General features: G+C 71.6%; 19 protein-coding genes. 8 read left to right on the top strand and 11 right to left on the bottom strand.

All coding sequences use genetic code 11. The features are described 5' to 3' along the window. The first annotated feature begins 69 nt into the window (after positions 1-69). Positions 70-429 carry an ArsR/SmtB family transcription factor gene (locus ABD339_RS03620; protein ID WP_344562002.1) on the top strand — a complete coding sequence of 120 codons (360 nt, stop codon included), beginning with the start codon at positions 70-72 and terminating at the stop codon, positions 427-429. A 185-nt stretch (positions 430-614) separates the two neighbouring features. Next, positions 615-1,352, top strand: a complete 738-nt coding sequence (locus tag ABD339_RS03625) for an SAM-dependent methyltransferase (RefSeq protein ID WP_344562004.1) — start codon at positions 615-617, stop codon at positions 1,350-1,352. Between the two features lie 126 nt (positions 1,353-1,478). Here the strand turns inward: ABD339_RS03625 and ABD339_RS03630 are convergent, their stop codons facing one another. Then, positions 1,479-2,861 (bottom strand): glycine--tRNA ligase, encoded by a 1,383-nt coding sequence (locus tag ABD339_RS03630; RefSeq protein ID WP_344562006.1) that lies wholly within the window; start codon positions 2,859-2,861, stop codon positions 1,479-1,481. A 263-nt stretch (positions 2,862-3,124) separates the two neighbouring features. Here ABD339_RS03630 and ABD339_RS03635 point away from each other — a divergent pair, with 263 nt between their 5' ends. The 4 genes from ABD339_RS03635 to ABD339_RS03650 all read left to right on the top strand — a co-directional run bounded on the left by ABD339_RS03635 (position 3,125) and on the right by ABD339_RS03650 (position 6,407). Then, positions 3,125-4,126, top strand: coding sequence for a metal ABC transporter substrate-binding protein (locus ABD339_RS03635; protein WP_344562008.1), 1,002 nt, complete (start codon positions 3,125-3,127; stop codon positions 4,124-4,126). A gap of 137 nt (positions 4,127-4,263) precedes the next feature. Beyond that, positions 4,264-5,022: a metal ABC transporter ATP-binding protein gene (locus ABD339_RS03640; protein WP_344562342.1), complete on the top strand. Its 759-nt coding sequence runs from the start codon at positions 4,264-4,266 to the stop codon at positions 5,020-5,022. Next, positions 5,019-5,918 carry a metal ABC transporter permease gene (locus ABD339_RS03645; RefSeq protein ID WP_344562010.1) on the top strand — a complete coding sequence of 300 codons (900 nt, stop codon included), beginning with the start codon at positions 5,019-5,021 and terminating at the stop codon, positions 5,916-5,918. The genes ABD339_RS03640 and ABD339_RS03645 overlap by 4 nt, the downstream gene beginning before the upstream one ends. Before the next feature lie 84 nt (positions 5,919-6,002). Next, positions 6,003-6,407 carry a Fur family transcriptional regulator gene (locus tag ABD339_RS03650; RefSeq protein ID WP_326690472.1) on the top strand — a complete coding sequence of 135 codons (405 nt, stop codon included), beginning with the start codon at positions 6,003-6,005 and terminating at the stop codon, positions 6,405-6,407. A gap of 111 nt (positions 6,408-6,518) precedes the next feature. Here ABD339_RS03650 and ABD339_RS03655 read toward each other — a convergent pair whose 3' ends face one another. The 3 genes from ABD339_RS03655 to ABD339_RS03665 form a co-directional block, all read right to left on the bottom strand. Beyond that, positions 6,519-9,374: a tetratricopeptide repeat protein gene (locus tag ABD339_RS03655; RefSeq protein ID WP_344562014.1), complete on the bottom strand. Its 2,856-nt coding sequence runs from the start codon at positions 9,372-9,374 to the stop codon at positions 6,519-6,521. After that, positions 9,371-9,826 (bottom strand): hypothetical protein, encoded by a 456-nt coding sequence (locus tag ABD339_RS03660; protein WP_344562016.1) that lies wholly within the window; start codon positions 9,824-9,826, stop codon positions 9,371-9,373. Before ABD339_RS03660 ends, ABD339_RS03655 begins: the two co-directional genes overlap by 4 nt. Positions 9,827-10,097: 271 nt before the next feature. Next, a complete protein-coding gene (locus tag ABD339_RS03665) occupies positions 10,098-10,751 on the bottom strand; it encodes a TetR family transcriptional regulator (RefSeq protein WP_344562018.1) in 654 nt (217 codons plus the stop codon). 128 nt (positions 10,752-10,879) lie between these two features. Here ABD339_RS03665 and ABD339_RS03670 point away from each other — a divergent pair, with 128 nt between their 5' ends. Beyond that, positions 10,880-11,041, top strand: a complete 162-nt coding sequence (locus ABD339_RS03670) for a hypothetical protein (protein ID WP_344562020.1) — start codon at positions 10,880-10,882, stop codon at positions 11,039-11,041. 2 nt (positions 11,042-11,043) lie between these two features. Further along, positions 11,044-11,430: a DUF4190 domain-containing protein gene (locus ABD339_RS03675; RefSeq protein ID WP_425575870.1), complete on the top strand. Its 387-nt coding sequence runs from the start codon at positions 11,044-11,046 to the stop codon at positions 11,428-11,430. 34 nt (positions 11,431-11,464) lie between these two features. Here ABD339_RS03675 and ABD339_RS03680 read toward each other — a convergent pair whose 3' ends face one another. From ABD339_RS03680 to ABD339_RS03710, 7 genes are all read right to left on the bottom strand, one after another. Then, positions 11,465-12,307 carry an isoprenyl transferase gene (locus ABD339_RS03680; protein ID WP_344562021.1) on the bottom strand — a complete coding sequence of 281 codons (843 nt, stop codon included), beginning with the start codon at positions 12,305-12,307 and terminating at the stop codon, positions 11,465-11,467. Between the two features lie 46 nt (positions 12,308-12,353). Then, entirely contained in the window at positions 12,354-13,112 is a 759-nt protein-coding gene (gene recO, locus ABD339_RS03685) for a DNA repair protein RecO (protein ID WP_344562023.1), read from the bottom strand. Positions 13,113-13,195: 83 nt separating this feature from the next. Then, positions 13,196-13,903, bottom strand: coding sequence for a response regulator (locus tag ABD339_RS03690; RefSeq protein ID WP_425575871.1), 708 nt, complete (start codon positions 13,901-13,903; stop codon positions 13,196-13,198). 83 nt (positions 13,904-13,986) lie between these two features. Then, positions 13,987-15,318 (bottom strand): sensor histidine kinase, encoded by a 1,332-nt coding sequence (locus ABD339_RS03695; protein ID WP_425575872.1) that lies wholly within the window; start codon positions 15,316-15,318, stop codon positions 13,987-13,989. 128 nt (positions 15,319-15,446) lie between these two features. Further along, complete coding sequence (locus tag ABD339_RS03700; protein WP_344562027.1) at positions 15,447-17,576, bottom strand: serine/threonine protein kinase; 2,130 nt, start codon at positions 17,574-17,576, stop codon at positions 15,447-15,449. Positions 17,577-17,697: 121 nt separating this feature from the next. Beyond that, positions 17,698-19,050 carry a GH1 family beta-glucosidase gene (locus ABD339_RS03705; RefSeq protein ID WP_425575879.1) on the bottom strand — a complete coding sequence of 451 codons (1,353 nt, stop codon included), beginning with the start codon at positions 19,048-19,050 and terminating at the stop codon, positions 17,698-17,700. Between the two features lie 188 nt (positions 19,051-19,238). Further along, positions 19,239-19,910 carry a TerB family tellurite resistance protein gene (locus ABD339_RS03710; protein WP_344562029.1) on the bottom strand — a complete coding sequence of 224 codons (672 nt, stop codon included), beginning with the start codon at positions 19,908-19,910 and terminating at the stop codon, positions 19,239-19,241. Positions 19,911-20,300: the final 390 nt, after the last annotated feature.

The following is a 20,300-nucleotide window of genomic DNA, read 5'->3' on the forward strand; positions in this document are numbered from 1 at the left end:
GCTAGTACGGTAACCGCCGTACTACGATACCTGTCAAATTTTGATGGATGCCGTAGTACCTGCCGTACGATGGAACGCGTGCCGACGACGACCACTGGACGCGAGCTTCCCCACCCCGACCGGGCCGAGATCCGCCTGGAGACGGTTCTGCACGCCCTCGCCGACCCGGTACGGCTGCGCATCGCGCACTCCCTGGACGCCTTCGGGGAGGGCGCGGGCCAGGGCGCGGCCTGCTCCGATGTCGAGCTGCCCGTCTCCCCCTCGACGGCCACCCACCACTACCGGGTGCTGCGCGAGGCCGGAGTGATCAACCAGTGCTACCGGGGCACGGCGAAGATCAACTGCCTGCGCCGCGCCGACCTCGACGCGCTCTTCCCCGGCCTCCTCGACGCCGTCCTCCGGGCGGCGGCCCGCCAGCTGAAGCGCTGAAGCGGGCAGCCCGCCCGCTGATGGCCCGGAAGCCCCGTGGTCCGCAAGCCCCGAGATCCCGAAGCCTCGTGGTGCGGAAGCCCCGTGATCCGGAAGCCTCGTGGTGCGGAAGCCCCGTGATCCGGAAGCCCGTGGTGCGGAAAATCTGGGTGCCACCCGGCCCCGCCCCTGCGAGGCTGCCGCGCATGGACAGACAGCGCATCTCCCTCCTCGCCCACGCCGACCACCCCATCGCCGCCCCGCTCGACGACACCTCCGTCCACCGGCTGCTGGCGCGCGCGGTGCGGCGCGGTGACGAGCGGGTGCTCGATCTGGGCTGCGGCGAAGCGGCCTGGCTGCTGCGGACACTTGGGGCACACCCGGACGTGACCGCCGAGGGCGTGGACATCTCCGCCCCCGCGCTGGAGCGCGCCCAGCGGCTCGCCGAGGAGACAGGGGTCGCGGACCGGCTGACGCTGCACCGCGCCCAGGCCGGCGACTTCAGCGCCGCCCGCCCCTTCGACCTCGTACTGAGCGTGGGCGCCACGCACGCCTTCGGCGGGCTGCTGCCCACCCTCCGGGCCGCACACCGCCACCTCGCACCGGGCGGCACCGTGCTGGTCGGCGACGCCTACTGGCGAAGCGAACCCAGCGCCGCCGCACGGGAGTTGCTGGGCGAGTACGAGGACCTGCCGCGCACCGTCGCCCACGTCACGGCCGAGGGCTGGACCCCGGTGTACGCGCACCTGAGCACCCGCCACGAGCTGGACGACTACGAATGGTGCTGGACCGGCTCCCTCTCCCGCTGGGCGCTGGACCACCCCGCGGACCCGGACAGCGGACCCGCGCTGGAGGCGGCTGCCCGGCACCGCGACGAATGGCTGACCGCGTACCGCGACAGCTTCGGCTTCCTCTGCCTGCTGCTGCGCCGCACGGCGGACTGAGCCCCGGCCGGGGCCTCGACCCGACCCGCGCCAAGGCCCGGCTCCCCCCGGATTCACCGGGGGGAGCCGGGCCTTGGCGCGCTGTTCACATGCCGGGCAGTGGAGGCTCAGCAGCCGCGAGGAGGCTCAGCAGCCGAGGAGACGGCTCGCGAGGTAGCCCTCGATCTGGTCGAGGGAGACGCGCTCCTGCTTCATCGTGTCGCGCTCGCGCACCGTGACGGCGTTGTCGTCGAGGGTGTCGAAGTCGACGGTGACGCAGAACGGCGTGCCGATCTCGTCCTGGCGGCGGTAGCGGCGGCCGATGGCGCCCGCGTCGTCGAACTCGATGTTCCAGTGCTTGCGCAGCGTCTCGGCGAGGCCACGCGCCTTGGGCGACAGGTTCTCGTTGCGCGACAGCGGCAGGACGGCGGCCTTGACCGGCGACAGCCGCGGGTCCAGGCGCATGACCGTGCGCTTCTCCAGCTTGCCCTTGGCGTTCGGCGCCTCGTCCTCGACGTAGGCGTCGATCATGAACGCGAGCATCGCCCGGTTCACACCGGCCGCCGGCTCGATCACATACGGGGTCCAGCGCTCGCCGGCCTCCTGGTCGAAGTACGACAGGTCCTGGCCCGACGCCTTCGCGTGCGCGCTGAGGTCGAAGTCCGTGCGGTTGGCGATGCCCTCCAGCTCGCCGAACTCGCTGCCGCCGAACTGGAAGCGGTACTCGATGTCGGCGGTGCGCTTGGAGTAGTGGGAGAGCTTCTCCTTCGGGTGCTCGTACCAGCGGATGTTCTCCTCGCGGATACCCAGATCGCGGTACCAGGCCCAGCGCTGGTCCATCCAGTACTGCTGCCACTCCTCGTCCTCGCCCGGCTTGACGAAGAACTCCATCTCCATCTGCTCGAACTCGCGGGTGCGGAAGATGAAGTTGCCCGGCGTGATCTCGTTGCGGAACGACTTGCCCGTCTGCGCGATGCCGAACGGCGGCTTCTTGCGCGAAGTCTGCTGGACGTTCGCGAAGTTGGTGAAGATGCCCTGGGCCGTCTCGGGGCGCAGGTAGGTGACCGAACCCGAGTCGGCAGTCGGGCCGAGGTGGGTGGAGAGCAGACCGGAGAACTGCTTGGGCTCGGTGAAGCCGCCCTTGTTGCCGCAGTGCGGACAGTTGAGGTCCGCGAGGCCGTTCTCCGGCTCACGGCCGTGCTTGGCCTCGTACGCCTCGATCAGGTGGTCCGCACGGAAGCGCTTGTGGCATGAGGTGCACTCGGTGAGCGGATCGGTGAAGGTGGAGACATGGCCCGACGCCTCCCAGACCTCGGGGGCCAGGATCACCGACGAATCCAGTCCGACCACGTCGTCGCGCGAGGTGACCATGGAGCGCCACCACTGGCGCTTGATGTTCTCCTTCAGCTCCACACCAAGCGGCCCGTAATCCCAGGCGGCCCGCTGACCCCCGTAGATCTCACTGCACGGGTAGACGAAGCCACGGCGCTTGCTGAGGCTGACGATTGTGTCGATCTTGTCGGCGGCCACGGTGCTCTCTTCATTGACGACGAGACGGAATACCCCAGATTACTTGGCGCTCAGGGGGGCGCAGCAAATCGGTTCCGCTGCGTGACCGGACCCCCGGCCGGGGGTCCGGGGGTTGCCCCCGGGAGACAACAGCACGCGGCGCTCAGGGGGGCGCAGCAAATCGGTTCCGCTGCGTGACCGGGCCCCCCGGCCGGGACGGGGATAGTCACAGAACGCGAAGCTTTAGTTGACAATCGTTTCCATCAACAGTGAAAATGAGTGTCATGAACATCGGTCCCTGCCCTCGTCGGCTCATACGTACCAGCGCCGCCGTCGCCGCCCTCGGCGTCGGCTCCCTCTCCCTGGCCGCCTGCGGCGACGACTCGGGGGCCGGTGGCGGCAAGGTCAGCGTGGCCGCGTCCTTCTATCCGATGGCGTATCTGGCCCAGCGCATCGGCGGCGACCACGTACAGGTGCAGAACCTGACGAAGCCCGGCACGGAGCCGCACGACCTGGAGCTGAGCCCGAAGCAGACGGGGCAGCTGAGCGAGGCCGACATGATCGTCTACCTCAAGGGGCTCCAGCCCGCGGTGGACGAGGCGGTCCAGCAGTCCGAGATCGGCAACGTCGCGGAGGCCACGTCCTTCACCACACTGGAGAAGCACGGCACCGACGTGCACGGGGAGAAGGACCACGGCGGGCACGGCGGACACGGAGAGGACGGGGGCGACAGCGGCCACGAGGGGCACGATCACGGTGACGACGCCGCCGGAGACCCCCACGTGTGGCTCGACCCGGTGCGCTACGCACAGATCGCCGAGGGTGTCGGCAAACACCTCCAGAAGGCCGACCCGGACCACAAGGCCGAGTACAAGAAGAACACCGAAGCCGTCGTCGCCCGGCTGCACGCCCTGGACAAGGAGTTCAGGGACGGCCTGAAGGCGAAGAAGACCGATACGTTCGTCACCACCCACGCCGCCTTCGGCTACCTCGCCGAGCGCTACGGGCTGCACGAGGAGGCCGTCTCCGGCATCGACCCGGAGTCCGAGCCCAGCGCGGCCCGGATGAAGCAGCTGCACGAGGTCGCGAAGAAGGACGGCGTCGGCACCGTCTTCTTCGAGGACAACGCCAGCGACAAGACGGCCCGCACCCTGGCCGACGATCTGCGGCTCAAGACCGCCGTGCTCAGCCCGCTGGAGAGCGTGAAGGACCCCGAGAAGCAGGACTACTTCTCCGTGATGCACCAGAACCTGACCGCGCTCAAGACCGCGCTCGGCGCGCAGTGAGGACGTCCGCGTTGAAGAAGCGACAGGCACAGCCGGCCGACGGCCCCGACGCGGGCTCCGAACCTCCCATAGCCGGCCCACCCGCCACGGGCCCCGTCTCCCCCGCCGCGGCCCCCTCCGCCCTCGCGGAGCCGTCCGTGCCCGCCGTCACGCTGCGCGGCGCCACCGCCTCGCTCGGCGCACGGCCCGTGCTGCGCGGGGTCGATCTGACCGTGGGGCGGGGCGAGACCGTGGCGCTGCTGGGGGCCAACGGCTCGGGCAAGTCCACGACGATCCGGGCCGTCCTCGGCCAGGTGCCGCTGAGCGGCGGCGAACTGGAGCTGTTCGGCACCCCGTTCGGCCGCTTCCGCGACTGGCGGCGCGTCGGCTACGTCCCGCAGCGCTCCACGGCGGCGTCCGGGGTGCCCGCGACGGTGCGCGAGGTCGTCTCCGCCGGGCGGCTCGCACGGCGCCGGTTCCGGCCGCTGGGGCGTGCGGACAAGGCCGCCGTCCACCGGGCGCTGGAGCTGGTGGGCCTGGCGGACCGCGCGCGCGACCCCGTTGACGCGCTGTCGGGGGGCCAGCACCAGCGGGTGCTGATCGCCCGCGCGCTGGCCGGTGAGCCGGAGCTGCTGATCATGGACGAGCCGCTGGCGGGCGTGGACCTGGCCAGCCAGGAGGTGCTGGCCGGCACCCTGCGCGACCAGGTCACCCAGGGCAGCTCGGTGCTGCTCGTCCTGCACGAACTCGGCCCGCTGGCCCCGCTGATCGACCGCGCCGTGGTGCTGCGGGACGGCCGCGTGGAGCGGGTGGACAACCCTGACCAACTGCACGACCTGGCCTGCCACCCGCACGACGCGGCCGGCGAACAGGGCGCGCCGACGGCACCCAAGATCGAGACGGGAACGCTGACATGACCGAGATGCTGGGGTTCGCCTTCATGCAGCGCGCCCTGCTGGCCGCGCTGCTGGTGGGGATCGCCGCGCCCGCCGTCGGGATCTACCTGGTGCAGCGCCGCCAGGCGATCATGGGCGACGGCATCGGGCACGTCGCGCTCACCGGCGTCGCGCTGGGCTTCCTGCTGAGCACGAACCCGGTGTGGATGGCGGTGCTCGTCTCCTCGCTGGGCGCCATCGCGATGGAGCTGATCCGCTGGTACGGCAAGGCGCGCGGGGACATCGCGCTGTCCATGCTGTTCTACGGCGGCATGGCGGGCGGCGTCATGATCATCAACCTGTCGCCGAACGGCTCCAACGCCAACCTCACGACCTATCTGTTCGGCTCCATCACCACGGTCTCCCAGTCGGACATCGTGGCGATCGTGTGCCTGTCCGTGTTCGTGCTCGCCGTCTCGCTGGGGCTGCGGCGCCAGCTGTTCGCGGTATGCCAGGACGAGGAGTTCGCCCGGGTGACGGGGCTGCCGGTGCGGCTGCTGAACCTGCTGCTGGCGGTGACCGCCGCGGTGACCGTCACCGTCGCGATGCGGGTGGTGGGGCTGTTGCTGGTCAGCGCACTGATGGTGATCCCCGTCGCCGCCGCCCAGCAGGCCACCCGGGGCTTCGCCGCGACACTCGCGCTCTCGGTGGTCTTCGGCGTGATCGTGACCCTCTCCGGCACCACGACCTCGTACTTCGCCGACGTCCCGCCCGGCGCCAGCATCGTCGTCCTGGCCATCGGCCTGTTCATCCTCACCACCGCGCTGGCGGCTCCGCTGGCCCGGCGCAGAGCGAAGGCTGTCGCCGGAGGGGGCCGAGAGGGCACTCTGGTAGCGGAGGGGGACGAGGCCGGAATGGACCGCCCCACCAGGGTGTAATGACCGCTCCGGGGTTGCGCCTGGCACAATGGCCGTCGCGAACGCTTCAACTCCCCGGAGCAGACGAACGTAAGGAGCCCGAGCGTGACCACCGCAGGTCCCCCTGTACGCGGCCGGTCGACCCGACAGCGCGCCGCGGTCTCGGCGGCACTCGCCGAGGTCGAGGAGTTCCGCAGCGCGCAGGAGCTGCACGACATGCTCAAGCACCGCGGCGACTCGGTCGGACTGACCACGGTCTACCGCACGCTCCAGTCACTCGCCGACGCCGGCGAGGTGGACGTGCTGCGCACGGACGAGGGCGAGTCCGTCTACCGCCGCTGCAACAGTGACGACCACCACCATCACCTGGTGTGCAGGGCCTGCGGCAAGGCCGTCGAGGTCGAGGGCCCGGCCGTCGAGAAGTGGGCCGCGGCGGTCGCCGCCGAGCACGGCTTCGTGAACGTGGGCCACACGCTGGAGATCTTCGGCACTTGCGGGGACTGCGCGTAGCGCTCCGCTGGGCGCTACGCGTTGTTGTGTGCGGCCACCCTGGTTGTGCACGGGCATCCTTGTGTGCTGAGCGGGGGCTGCCGCCGAAGGAAAGCCCCGACGGGCTCGCGCTCAGGCTCCTCGCTCTCGCAGGTCTTCCCGGACCTGCACGGTGTCGGGATGGTCAGGGCCCAGAACCCTCTCGCTGTCGACGAGCAGCTGCTCCTCCAGCTCGATGGCTTTCTCCTGTTGCCCCGCCGCCCAGTAGCAGTCGCTGAGGAACCGGCGGAGGAGCAACATGTCGGGGTGATCGGGCCCCTGGATGTGCTCGAAGTACGCCAATGCCTGCACACCCTGGGCAATGGCCTCATCCATGTTCCCCAGCGCCGCGTACGAGGCGGTGAGCATGTAGCTGAGATATGGGGTGAGCAGGTGGGCGCCGCCGCCGAGTGCGGCGGTCACCGATTCTCCGATGCCTACGACGTCGGCGAACCGCTCCGCCTGGAAGTAGTCCATGGCGAGAGTGAGCCTTGCTGTCACGGTGAAAAAGTTGTCAACACCCAGTGCGCGCGAGAAGTCCGCGAGGACCTGCTCGTGGAGGCTGATCGCCTCTTCCAAGCGGTCGGCGTGCATGTAGATGTCCGCAAGGCGGCTGCGGGCTTCCAGGCTTTCGTGGTGGTCGGCGCCGAAGACGCGCGCGTAGTCGGCGACCAGCTCTTCCCCCAACACGAGCGCGTCGGCCACCCGTTCGGTCTCCTTGTAGCAGTCGGCGAGCGTCGCCCGGGCCCTGAGCGTGTGGCTGTGATCGGCGCCCAGGTGCCGCGCGCAGTCGGCGACCGCCACCTCAAGGAGGGCGGCTGCGGCCTCCTTCTGCCCTCCGTGCCGGTATCTGTCGGCCCACTTCACCCGGGCGGTCACGGTGTCGGGGTGGACGGTGCCGAAGACCCGCTCGTAGTCATGGACCACCCGCTCCTGGAGTGCGATCGCCTCCTGCGTCCGCCCCGTCATGCTGTAGTACCAGCTCAGGTCGGTGCGGGCGCTCAGCGTGTGCGGGTCGTCGCCGCCCAGCACACGCTCGCAGTCCGCTGTGACGGCCTCATGGAGGCGCACGGCCTCGTCGAGGCGCGAGGTGACCATGAGACTCGCGGCGAGCAGAACGCGGTATTCCAGCGTGTCGAGGTGATCGGGGCCCAGTACGTGTGCCGATTCGGCGGCCACCTGCTCCAGGAGGGTCACCGCCTCGTCGGGCCGTCGCTGTGCTGCGTAGCAGGCGGCGAGGTAGCCACGGCTCTTGAGCGTCTGGGGATGGCCTCGCCCCAGGACACGCTCACGGGCCTGGGCCGCGCGAGCGAGCACCGCCTCGCCGGACCGTATGTCACCCTCCTCAACGCGACAGGCGCCCAGATCGTGGAGGCTCTCCAGGGTGTCGGGGTGGTCGGCTCCCAGCAGTTCCGCGCGGTCGGCCACGACCCCGTCCAGGAGCCCCGAGGCCCGATGAGACTCCCCGCTTTCCGCGAGGGCCCCCGCCATGCGGTGCCGCGCGTGGAGCACTTCGGGCGTTTCGGGCGGGAACGTGCGCTCGTACACGCGCATGATCCCCTCCCACAGCGGCAGCGCCTTGTCATCCAGGCGCAGTTCGTGGAGGCGTTCGGCGGCGTCGAGGTACAACGGCAGGGCGGGAGCGTCGTCGTAGTCGTCCGGCGCCGTGGAGACCAGCACCAGGAGGTGGGGCAGGCACAGCTCCCACGTGGCCTCCGGTGCCGGTCTCGCCGCACCCTCGGGGTACAGGGCGTGGCGCAGGACGCGGGTTGCCTCGGCGCGCCCCCGCGCGGCGGGCGGGGCCGTCAGCGACAGCCCGGTGGGATCCGGAGTGCGGCGCAGGGTGAGCTGCAGGAGGCGGTGGATGCGCACCGAAGGACCGGTCAGGTGGACGAGGTTGTAGGTCGCGAGCACGCCCAGGGCCTTGTTCAGCGTGCGCCCGTCGGGGAACAGCGTGGCGAGCAGTCCGCGCGGACAATCGTCGGGGGACAGCCAGGCCAGGGCGTACAACAGAGTGATCGCCGCGTGGCTCTGCTCCTCGACGGCGGCTAAGGTCACGTTCCACACCCGCGCGATGGTGCGCTCGGGGTCGATGCCAGAAGCGGCCTCGTCCAGCATCAGCCCCAGGTCGTTGTAGAAGGAGACCAGGGTCGTCCCGGTCTGCCGCACGTAGGCGCCGGCCTGGTGAAGGGCGAGTGGCAGGTTGCCCAGCGCGGTGGCCAGCGCGCGGGCGTCGGCGTACTGCGGACCGCGGCGGTCGGGGGGCTCGCCGCAGGCAAGTTCGTAGAGGAAGTCGGCCGCCGAGGTGTCGTCGAAGACGTCCAGGCCGACGGCCCGGGCGCTGGACCAGCCGTGTGCGCGGCGGCTGGTGATCAGGTGGTGGCCGCCGGTCAGCCCGCCCAGATACGGTTCGGCGTCGCGTGGTTCGTCCACGTTGTCGAAGATCAGCAACCATCCCGGGTGCCACTGCAGCCAGACACTTGCCCAGGCCGCTCGCGCCTTCACACCGACACCGGCCGCCCACTGGGGGTGCAGATACGCGGCGAGGGCGGCCAGGGAGACGTCGATCTGCGCCGGGGAGTCCGCGTTGATCCACCAGATCAGGCTGTAGTGCTCCCGGTTGCGGTGCGCGTAATGGACGGCCAGGGTGCTCTTGCCGATACCGCCCATGCCGTGCACCACGTGGGAGCGGGTCTGCTCCACACCCTGATGCGGCCTGAACAGCTCGCACAGCGTTGCCAGTTGGGCGTCCCGGCCGACGAACACCCGACCCGACGCGTACGGCAGGTTCCCGGAATGCGGAGGCGCGCTGACCTCTTTCGCGCTGTGGAGGTCCTGCTGTGTCAGCACGGTGACGCTGACATGGTCACCGGTGTTGGCGAACCCCGATAGCGCGTCGGCCGCGATGGACCGGGCCCCGGAGGCGTGGTGTGCGCCCGGGGCGGTCATGACGAGGTCGGGTCCGGCGTATGGCCGCCGTGGGCCGTGATGCCGACTCCGTCACCTGTGTTGATGACGCCGCTGTTGTCGCCGCCGACGGCCACCGACCGCTCCCCGGACGCGGTAACGGTTCGTGGGGCGCCCACGAGCACATGCCGCAACTCCTCGACGAGTTGCGGATCTTCGCTCATCGCGCGCCTGAGCTGCCCACGCAGGGCCGCCGCTCCGTCGTCGGCGACAGGCCCGGGCGTCACCGCATCCTCGACGGCCTGCTGCAGCATGGCGCGGCGCGTCGGAGAGACCCGGTCCCAGACCCTGAGCAGGATTTGCCGTCCAGCGTTCACCGTCGCGTCGGCGGCGGCATCCTCTGCCCGGGACAGGACGTTGGCGCCGTAGGCGGCGAGCGCGGCGGCCACATACGGGCCCATCTGATCGACTGCCTGGACGATGTCGGTCTCCACGTCCGCCCCCCTGCGAATCGACACCTCGTACGTACCCCAAAGGGACATTACATGCACCCGGTTCGGTTCCGGGGCTCGTCGGAGCGGTCGCGTACGCCCTCCTGACGGCCCCGTCGGCTGACCGGCCTGGCGCATCTGTTTCCTCACCGGCGCCCTACGGACAAGCTCTTCGAGCGGGGGGTGCCCCAGGCCGGTCGCGCGGTTCCCCGCGCCTCTTCGAGGCGCCCTGGAGTCCGCGTCAAGGGGCGGGCGTTACCCGGGCCCGGGCGGCTCAGGGGCCGGGGTCCGGTTCGGAGGTCCAGTGGCGGCGGCCGACGCTGATCAGCCGCAGTCTGCGGCGGGCGGTGTGCGCCACGGTGGCCTCGTCCGGGCCCTCTCCCTGGGCGGCCTCCAAGAAGGCGGAGGCCGTCATCACCATGGTGTCCACGTAGGTCTCGCCGAGCATCCGCACATCGTCCTCGCTCCAGTCCCGCGAGACCTCGTCCTGGGCCAGGACCTGGGCGACCTCCCGCGCGAAGCGGTCGAGTTGGGCGCCGATGGCCGTCCGCACGGCGGCCACCCCGCCGTGCCGTTCGCGGGCCACGAAGCGGACGTGCCCGGGGTGTGCGCGGACGTAGGCGGCTATGGCCTCGACCGCGTGGTCGATGCGGTCCCGGTCCTGGCTGTGCTCGGTCAGCCCCGCGCGGATGACCGGGTGCAGGCTGCCGAGGGACTCCTCGACGAGTGTGACGCCCAGGTCGCTCACGTCCCGGAAGTGCCGGTAGAACGCGGCGGGTGAGACGCCCACGACGCGGGTGATCTCGCGCAGGCCGAGGCTGCTCAGGCTCTGGTGCTCCAGCAGGTCCAGCCCGGCGTCCAGCAGCGCACGGCGGGTCCTGGCCTTCTGGAGGTCTCGCTGCGAAGGGTGCGAGGCGGTGGTGCTCATGGGGTTCAGTAAACAGTTGTGTGCCGGAGGTGGCAATGGGGTACTCTCAACTCAGTGAACAAGTGTCATCCCAACTGTTCACTGAATGAGTTGACGACGACCCGCACCACGTTGGGAGTGAGAGGCAGATGATCTTCCTCGTCGCCGCGTTCCTCCTGCTGGGCGTCCTCGTGGGCCCGCCGGCCCACCTGCCGCCCGCCGTGACCCTTTCGGCGGCTGCGGTCATCGCCGCCTGGCTGCTCATCTTCACCGTCCGCGAGCACAACCGCCGCCACCGGCAGAGGAGCTGACCATGGGCACCACACTGAGCACCCCCGAAACCACCGCGAGCGCCGAGCACACCGCGAGCGCCGAGCACACCGCGAGCGCCGAGCACACCGAGAACGGGTCGGCCACGGCCGTCGCGCGCCCCCGGCGCAAGGGCCGCACTCGCGGCGGGGACGCCGACACCGCCGACGACATGGCCGTGGCCTCGTTCGTCATGGGCCTGGTCGGACTGCTGGTCTTCAACATCTTCCTGGGCCCCTGCGCCCTGGTCCTGGGCGGGCTCGCCCTCAGCAAGGGCACCACGCGAAAGGGCCGCGCCCGGCTGGGCACGGCCCTGGGAGCCGCCGACCTCATCGTGCTCGCCGTCATCACGAGCGCGACCGGCACCGTCTCCTGGAACCTGGCGGGCTGAGGCCCGCCGGGCCCAGGGGCCCGACGGGCAGAGGCTAGGAAGTCTCCCCGGCGCCGGGCTCCCCCGTCGGCTCCTCCACCGGCAGGGCGCCGCCGAAGCGGCGGTCGCGCTGGGCGTATTCCAGGCAGGCCGCCCACAGGTTCCGGCGGTCGAAGTCCGGCCACAGCACGTCCTGGTAGACCATCTCGGCGTAGGCGCTCTGCCAGATCAGGTAGTTGGAGGTGCGCTGCTCGCCCGAGGGGCGCAGGAAGAGGTCCACGTCCGGCATGTCGGGGTAGTACATGTACTTCGCGACGGTCTTCTCCGTGACCTTGGCCGGATCCAGCCGGCCGGCCCTGACGTCCTCGGCGATGCCGCGCGCCGCGTCCGCGATCTCGGCCCGGCCACCGTAGTTGACGCAGAAGTAGAGCGTCATCGCGTCGTTGTTCCGCGTCTGCTCCTGGGCGACCTGGAGTTCCTGGACGACCGACTTCCACAGCTTGGGCATCCGGCCCACCCAGCGGATGCGGATGCCCAGCTCGTCCATCTCGTCCCGGCGGCGGCGGATCACCTCGCGGTTGAAGTTCATCAGGAAGCGGACCTCTTCGGGTGAACGCTTCCAGTTCTCGGTGGAGAAGGCGTACAGGGACAGGTTCTTGACGCCCATCTCCAGGCAGCCCTTGAGCACGTCCATGACGACGCCCTCGCCCACCTTGTGGCCCTCGGTACGGGGCAGCCCCCGCTGCTTGGCCCAGCGTCCGTTCCCATCCATGACGACCGCCACATGGCCCGGGACCAGCTCGCCGGGGATCTTGGGAGGCCGGGCACCCGAAGGGTGCCGCTCGGGCCTCGCGTACTCGCGCTGCTGCGCCCAGGACAGCATTCCGCGGCGTGCCATCGGTAGTCATCTCCAGCGGGACGGACGGGACAGGACCCGATCGAGCCTAACCGTTCGGCACCTGCCGGACGTACCGCAGGGAGCGCAGCCCCCGCTCCAGATGCCAGTGCAGATACGCCGAGACCAGCCCCGCGCCCTCGCGGCAGTGCCGCCGCTCGGTGGCGTCCGCCGTCTCCCAGTCCCCCGTCAGCAAGGCGCCCAGCAGCCGCAGCGCCTCCGGCGAGGGCACGACGCTGCCCGGCACCCGGCAGTCCCCGCACACCACGCCACCCGAGGCGACGGAGAAGAAACGGTTGGGCCCCGGCAGCCCGCACCTGGCACAGTCCGCGAAGCTGGGGGCGTAGCCGCCCATCGCCAGGGAGCGCAGCAAGAACGCGTCGAGTACGAGCCCCGGGCCGTGCTCCCCGGCCGCGAGCGTGCGCAGCCCGCCGACCAGCAGCAGATACTGCTGCACGTTCGGCTCGCCCTCATGGTCGGTGAACCGCTCGGCGGTCTCCAGCATGGCCGTACCGGCGGTGTAGCGGTCGTAGTCGGAGACGATGCCCTGGCCGTACGCCGCGATCGTCTCCGTCTGCGTGCACAGCGGCAGGCCCCGCCCCACCAGATCGCTGCCCCGCGCGAAGAACTGCACGTCAACATGGCTGAAGGGCTCCAGCCGCGCCCCGAACTTCGACTTCGTCCGCCGCACCCCCCGTGCCACGGCCCGCACCCGCCCATGGCCCCGGGTGAGCAGCGTGATGATGCGGTCGGCCTCGCCCAGCTTCTGGGTGCGGAGCACGATGCCGTCGTCGCGGTACAGGCTCACGCGATCACCGTTTTGTCAGGGGGACAAGTTTGTCAGGGGGACAAGGGGGACAGCGCATCGGGCCATTGTCGCGTATGCCGGTGTCAGGCGGGGCTGCCCGGGGTGACCAGGCCGGATTCGTAGGCGGCTATCACCAGTTGCGCACGGCCGTGCACGGCGAGTTTGCCCATGATGCGGCTGACGTGGGTCTTGGCCGTGAGCGGGGAGAGGTCCAGAGCCTCGGCGATCTCGGAGTTGTTCAAGCCGCGCCCGACGAGCGCGAGCACCTGCCGCTCGCGCGCGGACAGCGCCTCCAGCGCCCCCGCCGCCACGAAGCCGTGCTCCCCTTGGCTCTCCGGGGCCGGGGCGCGCAGGACGCGGGCTATGAGCCGGGCTGTCGGGCCCGGCGAGAGCAGCGCCTCCCCGGCGGCGACGACGCGGATGGCGTCGAGGAGTTCCGCGGGTCTGGTGTCCTTCACCAGGAAGCCGGAGGCTCCCGCCCGCAGCGCCTCGACCACGTGCTCGTCCGTGTCGTAGGTGGTCAGCACGAGGACCTTCACTCCGCTCAGCTCCTCGTCGGCGGCGATGAGGCGGGTGGCCTCGATGCCGTCGAGGTCGGGCATCCGGATGTCCATCACGACGAGATCGGCCCCCGTCTCTCGCGCCTGGGCGACGGCCTCGCGCCCGGTGGCGGCCTCGCCGACGACGGACATGTCCCCCGCCGAGGCGATCAGCATGGCGAACGCGGCGCGTACCAGCGTCTGGTCGTCCGCGAGGACGATCCGGATGGGCGAGGCGGTGGTCATGGGCATCTCCGGGAGGGGTCGGCCGAGGGAAGCGGTACGCAGGCAGTACGCAGGGACACAGGGGCAGGGGGTTGGCGGGCGAACGGGTCTCACACCGGGAGGCGGGCGGTGACGGCGAAACCGTCGCCGTAGGGGCGGGGCCCCGCCTCCAGCGTTCCGCCCACACTGCGGGCCCGCTCCCGCATGCCCGCGATACCGAACCCGCCGGAGACGGAAGCGGAGGCAGAAGCGGAAGCAGAAGCGGACGTGGGCGTGGAGGGCGAGGTGGCGGCCGAAGCCGTGGAGGGGGGCGGGGACGGAGATGACGGGGCGAGGGAGGCCGGGGGCAGGGACGGGCGCGGTGCTTCGCCGCCGTCGTCCACGACGCTCACCCGCAAGGCGCCCTCCGCCCCCTCCACCACGGCCCGGACGGCGACCGACCTCCCCGCGTGCCGTACGGCGTTGGTGAGCGCCTCCTGCACGATGCGGTAGGCGGCGGCGCCCACGGCCGGTGGCGGGCGCAGGGCCAGCGCCGTGTCCCGGACGGCCAGTTCGACGCGCGCTCCGGCGCCGCTGGCCGCGCGGGCGAGGTCGGGCAGCCCGGACAGGCCCGGCAGCGGACCGATTCCGTCCGGGTCGTCGGCGCGCAGCACCTCCAGCGTGGTGCGCAGTTCGGCCCGCGCGTCGCGGCAGGTGTCGGCGATCCCGTCGAGCGCCTTGGCGACGGCCGCCCGGTCGAGCCGTTCGGGGTCGGCGACGAGGACGTGCGCGGCCACGGAGGTCTGCACACCGATGAGAGTGATGCTGTGGGCGAGCAGATCGTGCAGGTCACGGGCGATGCGCAGGCGTTCTTGCGCGACCCGGCGCGCGGCCTCCTCCTCCCGGGTCCGCTCGGCGCGCTCCGCCCGTTCGAGGACGGCGCCGAGATAGTTGCGGTGGATGCGCACCGTCTCGCCGAACAGGACGCAGACGACCAGCCATCCGGAGCTGCGGAGCATCTCGGTGAGCTGTCCGGTGGACCCGCTGGTGCCCGTGACGGTCGCCATGACGCCGACGATGGCCCCCAGCGTGGCGAGGGAGCGCAGCGGCGGCCCCGCTGTCGCCATGGAGTACAGCGCGATCAGGGCGCCGGGCACGGCGGCCGTGTGTGCGAAGTCCTGTGCGTGGTACGGGCCGACGCACAGCACGATGCCCACGGCGGTCGGCCACGGCGCCGGCCGCCGGAAGACGAGCAGCGCGCCCGAGGCCGTGAGCAGCACCCAGCCCAGCGGGGTGGGCATACGGCCCCCGGAGGGCGTCTCCAGCAGCACCAGCACGGTCTGTACGGCGCACACGGCGAGGGCGAGCAGGACATCGCGCCCGGCCATCGGCGCGGTGCGCGGCCGTGGCCGCAAGAAGCACGTCACGACGGCGTGAACGGGATCCCGGAGCAGCGTCTGCACGCCTCAATCCTGCGGTATGCGCGGCGCGATGGCGCCGGGGGGCACGTCGCCGCGTCCTGCGAAGCACAGGCAGGGGCACCCCCTCCCCAGCCGCCAGGGGCACCCCCTCCCCAGCCGCCGGACAGGCATCAGCAACGGGTGGAGGGCCCGCTCTGGCGGGTGAGGTTGTCGTTGGACATCCAGCCCATGGTGTTGGTGCCCGCGATACGCACATAGGTCCAGTTGTGTCCCCAGGCGTTGACGACGGAGCAGTGGTACCAGAGCTTTGTGCCGGACTTGGCCAGGGCGATGACCTGGCAGTCCTGGTACGGCCCGTTCATGATGTGGTAGCTGCCCGACATGTAGCCGTAGGTGCCCGGCCTCGGGTCCTGGTGGCTCCAGCCACCGCAGCTCTTGGAGGTGGAACGGGGCTTGGGCGTCGGGTCGATCGTCGCGTGCGAGCCGGTGCCGTCGTCCTTGTCGCCCGGGTCGGCCTTGGAGTCGGGCTTGGGGCCGGACTTGTCGTCCTTGGCCCGCTCGTCCCCCTCCTGGCCCGGCCGTTTTGAGGGCGAGGGGTCGGGCTTCTTGTGGGCGCGGTGGGACGGCGCGGCGCTCGGGCTCTTCTTGAGGGCCTCGCCGTCGCCCGGTTCGGCGATGTCCGCTGAACGGCCGGTCTTGGCGGGCGCCGCGTGCGTATCGTTCTGCGTTCCCCTGTTCGTGCTGGTCAGGGCGTAGGTGACGCCGCCGCCCACGAGCAGGACGGCCGCCACGGCCGACGCGACGAGGACCCGGCCGCGCCGCCGCCCGCGCTCCGGACCGGAACCACCGCGGGAGGCAGAACCGGACCCGGAAGCGGAACTGGGGCCGGAAGCGGAACTGGGACCGGGAGTGGAACCGGGGCCGGGAGTGGAACCGGGGCCGACTCCTGGCGGACCAACCCCCGCGTGCGGTCCGCCGAAGTACGGGCGCGGGGCGTACGCCCCGTCCGCCTGCGGCCCGACGGCCTGCTGGGCGGAGGGCGGGGGCGGCGGACCGAAGCCGGGGGCCGCCGCCCCGAAGGCCGGACCAACTGGTTCCCCCGGAGCGGCCGGGCCGCCGGGAGCGGTCGGGGTGCGCGCAAGACCCCCGTCCGGGAGACCCGGGGTGCCAGGCGCCGGCACGGGTGCAGGCGCAGAATCGGCGCCAGACACAGGGGCGGAGTCAGACGCAGGGGCGGAGTCAGGCCCCGGCCCGGCACCAGGCTCAGCCGCGGAATCAGGAGCAGGTCCCGACCCGGCACCGGGCTCAGGCACAGCCGAAGAGGCGAGCCCTCCTCCGCCCCCAGGCCGCAGAAGCCGCACCGTCCCGCCCGCGGCGACGCGTTCCAGCATCTCGCGGGCTTGTCCGGCGTCGGGGCGGCTGTCCGGCTCCTTCGCCATCAGCGCGTGCAGCACCGGCGCGAGCGGGCCCGCGCGCACGGGTTCGGGCAGCGGCTCGGTGACGATCGCCGCCAGCGTGGACCACACGGAGGTGCGGCGGAAGGGCCAGGTGCCCTCCACTGCCGCGTACAGCGTCATGCCGAGCGACCAGATGTCGGAGGCGGGTCCCGGCTCGGCGCCCTGTGCCCGCTCGGGCGGCAGGAAGTCGAGGGAGCCGACGAGATCGCCGCTGCGGGTCAGCCTGGTGGCCGGGTCCTCGCCGGGGGCGCCCATGGTCGCGATGCCGAAGTCCGTGAGAACGACCCGGCCGCCGCCGTACGAGGGGCCACCGCGCTCCGGTCCACCCTGCGACGGTTCAGCGCGCTTCGCACCACCACGCTCCGCGCCGCCGCGCTCCAGCAGGACGTTCCCGGGTTTGACGTCCCGGTGGAGCACCCCGGCCCGGTGTGCGGCGTCGAGCGCGTCCATCAGCTTGGCGCCGATGGCGGCGGCTTCCCTCGGCTCCAGCGTGCCGCGCTCGCGCAGCACCTCGTCCAGGGAGGGGCCGTCGACCAGTTCCATGACGATGACCGGCAGGCCCTGGTCCTCGGTCACATCGTGCACCGTGACCACGCCGCCGTGCCGGATGCGGGCGGCGGCCTGTGCCTCCCGCCGCATCCGTTCGCGCAGGTCGCCCAGTTCGGCGGCGGAGGTGTCGGTGAACGCGCGCAGGATCTTGACGGCGACCTGGCGGCCGAGCAGTTCGTCCACCGCGCGGGCCACCACGCCCATGCCGCCGCGGCCGATCACCGAGGTCACCCGGTAGCGCTCCCCGAAGACCTTGCCGATCAGCTCTCCGCCGTTCGCCTCCCCCGCTCCCACCCGCGCACCCCGTCCCGTAACCGGTCGTCAATTCCTTTGTGTGGAAAGCCCAAGAGTAGAGCTTCGGGGCGCCACGCTCGTCCGCGGCCGGGCAGTTGGCGCCGCCGGGGCCCCGGCGGCGTCACCGGCTGGAACCGCGCTGTTCCCGCAGTACGGCGCGCAGCCAGCGGAAAGAGTCCTTCGGGGTGCGTTCGAGTGTCTGGTAATCGACGTGGACGAGCCCGAAGCGCGGCCGGTAGCCCTCCGCCCACTCGAAGTTGTCCAGCAGGGACCAGACGAAGTAGCCGCGTACGTCGATCCCTTCGGCTACGGCCTCGTGCAGCGCGCGCAGGTGCGCGCGGAGGAAGGCGACACGCTCCCGGTCGTGCACGGGGTCCGGATAGGCGCAGCCGTTCTCGGTGATCATCACGGGCGGCAGCCGGTCTCCGTAGCGCGCGCAGAAGGTGCGCAGCGTCTCCGGCAGCCCTTCGGGTACGACGGCCCAACCGGATCCGGTTCGCTCCTTGCCCGGTATCTCCCGTATGCCGAAGGGCAGTTCGCCGGGCAGGCCGATGCCCGCGAACTCGCCCGCCTGGCTCTCGGGTGCGGGGGCGCCGACGAGGGTGGGCTGGTAGTAGTTGACGCCGTACCAGTCCAGCGGCTCACCGATGGCCTTCAGATCGTCGGCGACGGGGCCCGGCAACAGCGCCGCCAGGCCCTCGTCGGGGTAGCGGCCCAGCAGCAGCGGGTCGGCGAACATCCGGTTGGTCAGCAGGTCGTACAGCTCGGCGGCCTCCCGGTCCGTCTCGCCGTCCGAGAGGGGCCACACCGGTCCGTGCGAGTTGGCGACGCCGATCGAACGGGCGCCGCGCGCACGCAGCGCGCGGACGGCCAGGCCGTGGCCGAGGAGTTGATGGTGGGCCGCGGGCAGCGCGTCGAACAGGAGCCGCCTGCCGGGGGCGTGCTGTCCCAGCCCGTAGCCGAGCAGGGTGACTTCGGCCGGTTCGTTGAGCGTGACCCAGTGGGTGATCCGGTCACCGAGGCGGGCCGCGACGGTGTCGGCGTAGTCCGCGAACAGCCGTGCCGTATCGCGCTCCAGCCAGCCGCCGCGCTCTTCGAGGGCCTGCGGGGTGTCCCAGTGGAAGAGCGTGGGCACCGGCTGGATCCCGGCCTCGCACAGCGCGTCCACGAGCCGGTCGTAGAAGTCCAGCCCCGGACCGTTGACGGCGCCGCTTCCGCTCGGCAGCACCCGTGGCCAGGACACCGAGAAGCGGTAGGCGCCGGCCCCCAGCTCCCGCAGGAGGGCGAGGTCCTCGGGCCAGCGGTGGTAGTGCCCGGCGGCGACGGCCGCGTCGCTGCCGTCCTTGACGGAGCCGGGGCGCGCGGTGAAGGCGTCCCACGCGGAGGGCCCGCGCCCGTCCTCGTCCACGGCTCCCTCGATCTGGAACGCCGAGGTGGAGACGCCCCACAGGAACCCGCCGGGAAAGCGGGGCACTTCGGGACCGCTCACGTCAGCCACACCGTCCACACCGGCCCCTTCGGCCGCACTGATCGCACCACTCGGCTCGTCCGCGTCATCCAGGTCGTCCGCGTCGTCCAGGTCGTCCGGGCTCGTCTTGACCGGATGGCAGCAGCGGGCGGCAGCAGAGTCAATACCCGTACACAGCCCTCCCGTTGAACCGCTCAAGACGGGGTGCGGGCCTCCGCCAGCAGCCGGTCCACATCCTCGCCGCCGATCTCCAGCGCCCGCCCTACGGTGGCCAGCACCTCGCGCTCGGCCGAGCAGTACAGCCCGTCGGCCAGCGCGATGCGCGCGCCCTGGAGCAGCAGACTCTCCCGCCCGGGAACCGCCAGGTGCGGGGCGAGCGGGGCCAGCACCTCGTGCAGCTCTATCTCCAGCGAGACGTGCCCATGGCCCTTGCGGCTTCTGTTCTCGGCGGCGAGCGCGGCGAGCAGCGCGGTCAGCTCCTCCTCGGTGCAGCCGGGGAAACCGGCGGCGCGCATCGTCTCGACGGCGGCCTCGCGCACCGGCCGCGCGTCGGCGCCGCCCGCCGCCAGCACGGCGACCGCCACGCTGTGCACGGCCTCACGGAGCATGGCCGACAGCCGGGTGGTGGTGGGGTGGTCGAGCACGTCGGCGGCGAAGTGCGTGCGGCAGGCGACGCATTCGACGACGGGCCCGGCCGGGCCGCGCGGCACCAGCGGAATCCCCAGGAGGACGAAGCGGCGGCGTCCGGCCCGCCTGCGGTAGCGGCGGTCGCCGCCGCACTCGGGGCAGAAGAAGTCACCGTCATCCAGGGTGCGCCAGCTCGTGCGGACCCCTGCGAGACGTACACGGAAGGGTCGTTGGCGCATGACCTCGCACCTCCATCACGATTCGGCAACGTCGCCGGGTGACGTGATATTAACCACAGCGACGCCGCCCCGTCAGCACCCCGAATGCGCCGTTGTTGCCCCCGTGGCGCGCGCCGGGGGCACGTGATGCTGGTCAGCGGGCACGAGAGGGTCGGAAACGCCGATTGACGTCGGCCGTCACGAAGGGACTTGAGAGGCTGCTGAGTCAGGTGCCGCCGCCCCAAAGGGGCGCGGAGGCTGCGCCTTCATGCGGCTCCGCCGCGGTGGGGGTCCCCCCTGTTCTGGGGGCACCTCCCGGCCGAAGGCTGGGGGAGAAGCCGAGAACTTGGGGGAGCGCCCAGCCTGGGGGCACCTCCCTGCTCGAAGAGCTTGGGGGAGAACCCGCACTCC

The sequence above is a fragment of the Streptomyces axinellae genome, from assembly GCF_039532135.1.
In the GTDB taxonomy this organism is placed as follows: domain Bacteria; phylum Actinomycetota; class Actinomycetes; order Streptomycetales; family Streptomycetaceae; genus Streptomyces; species Streptomyces axinellae.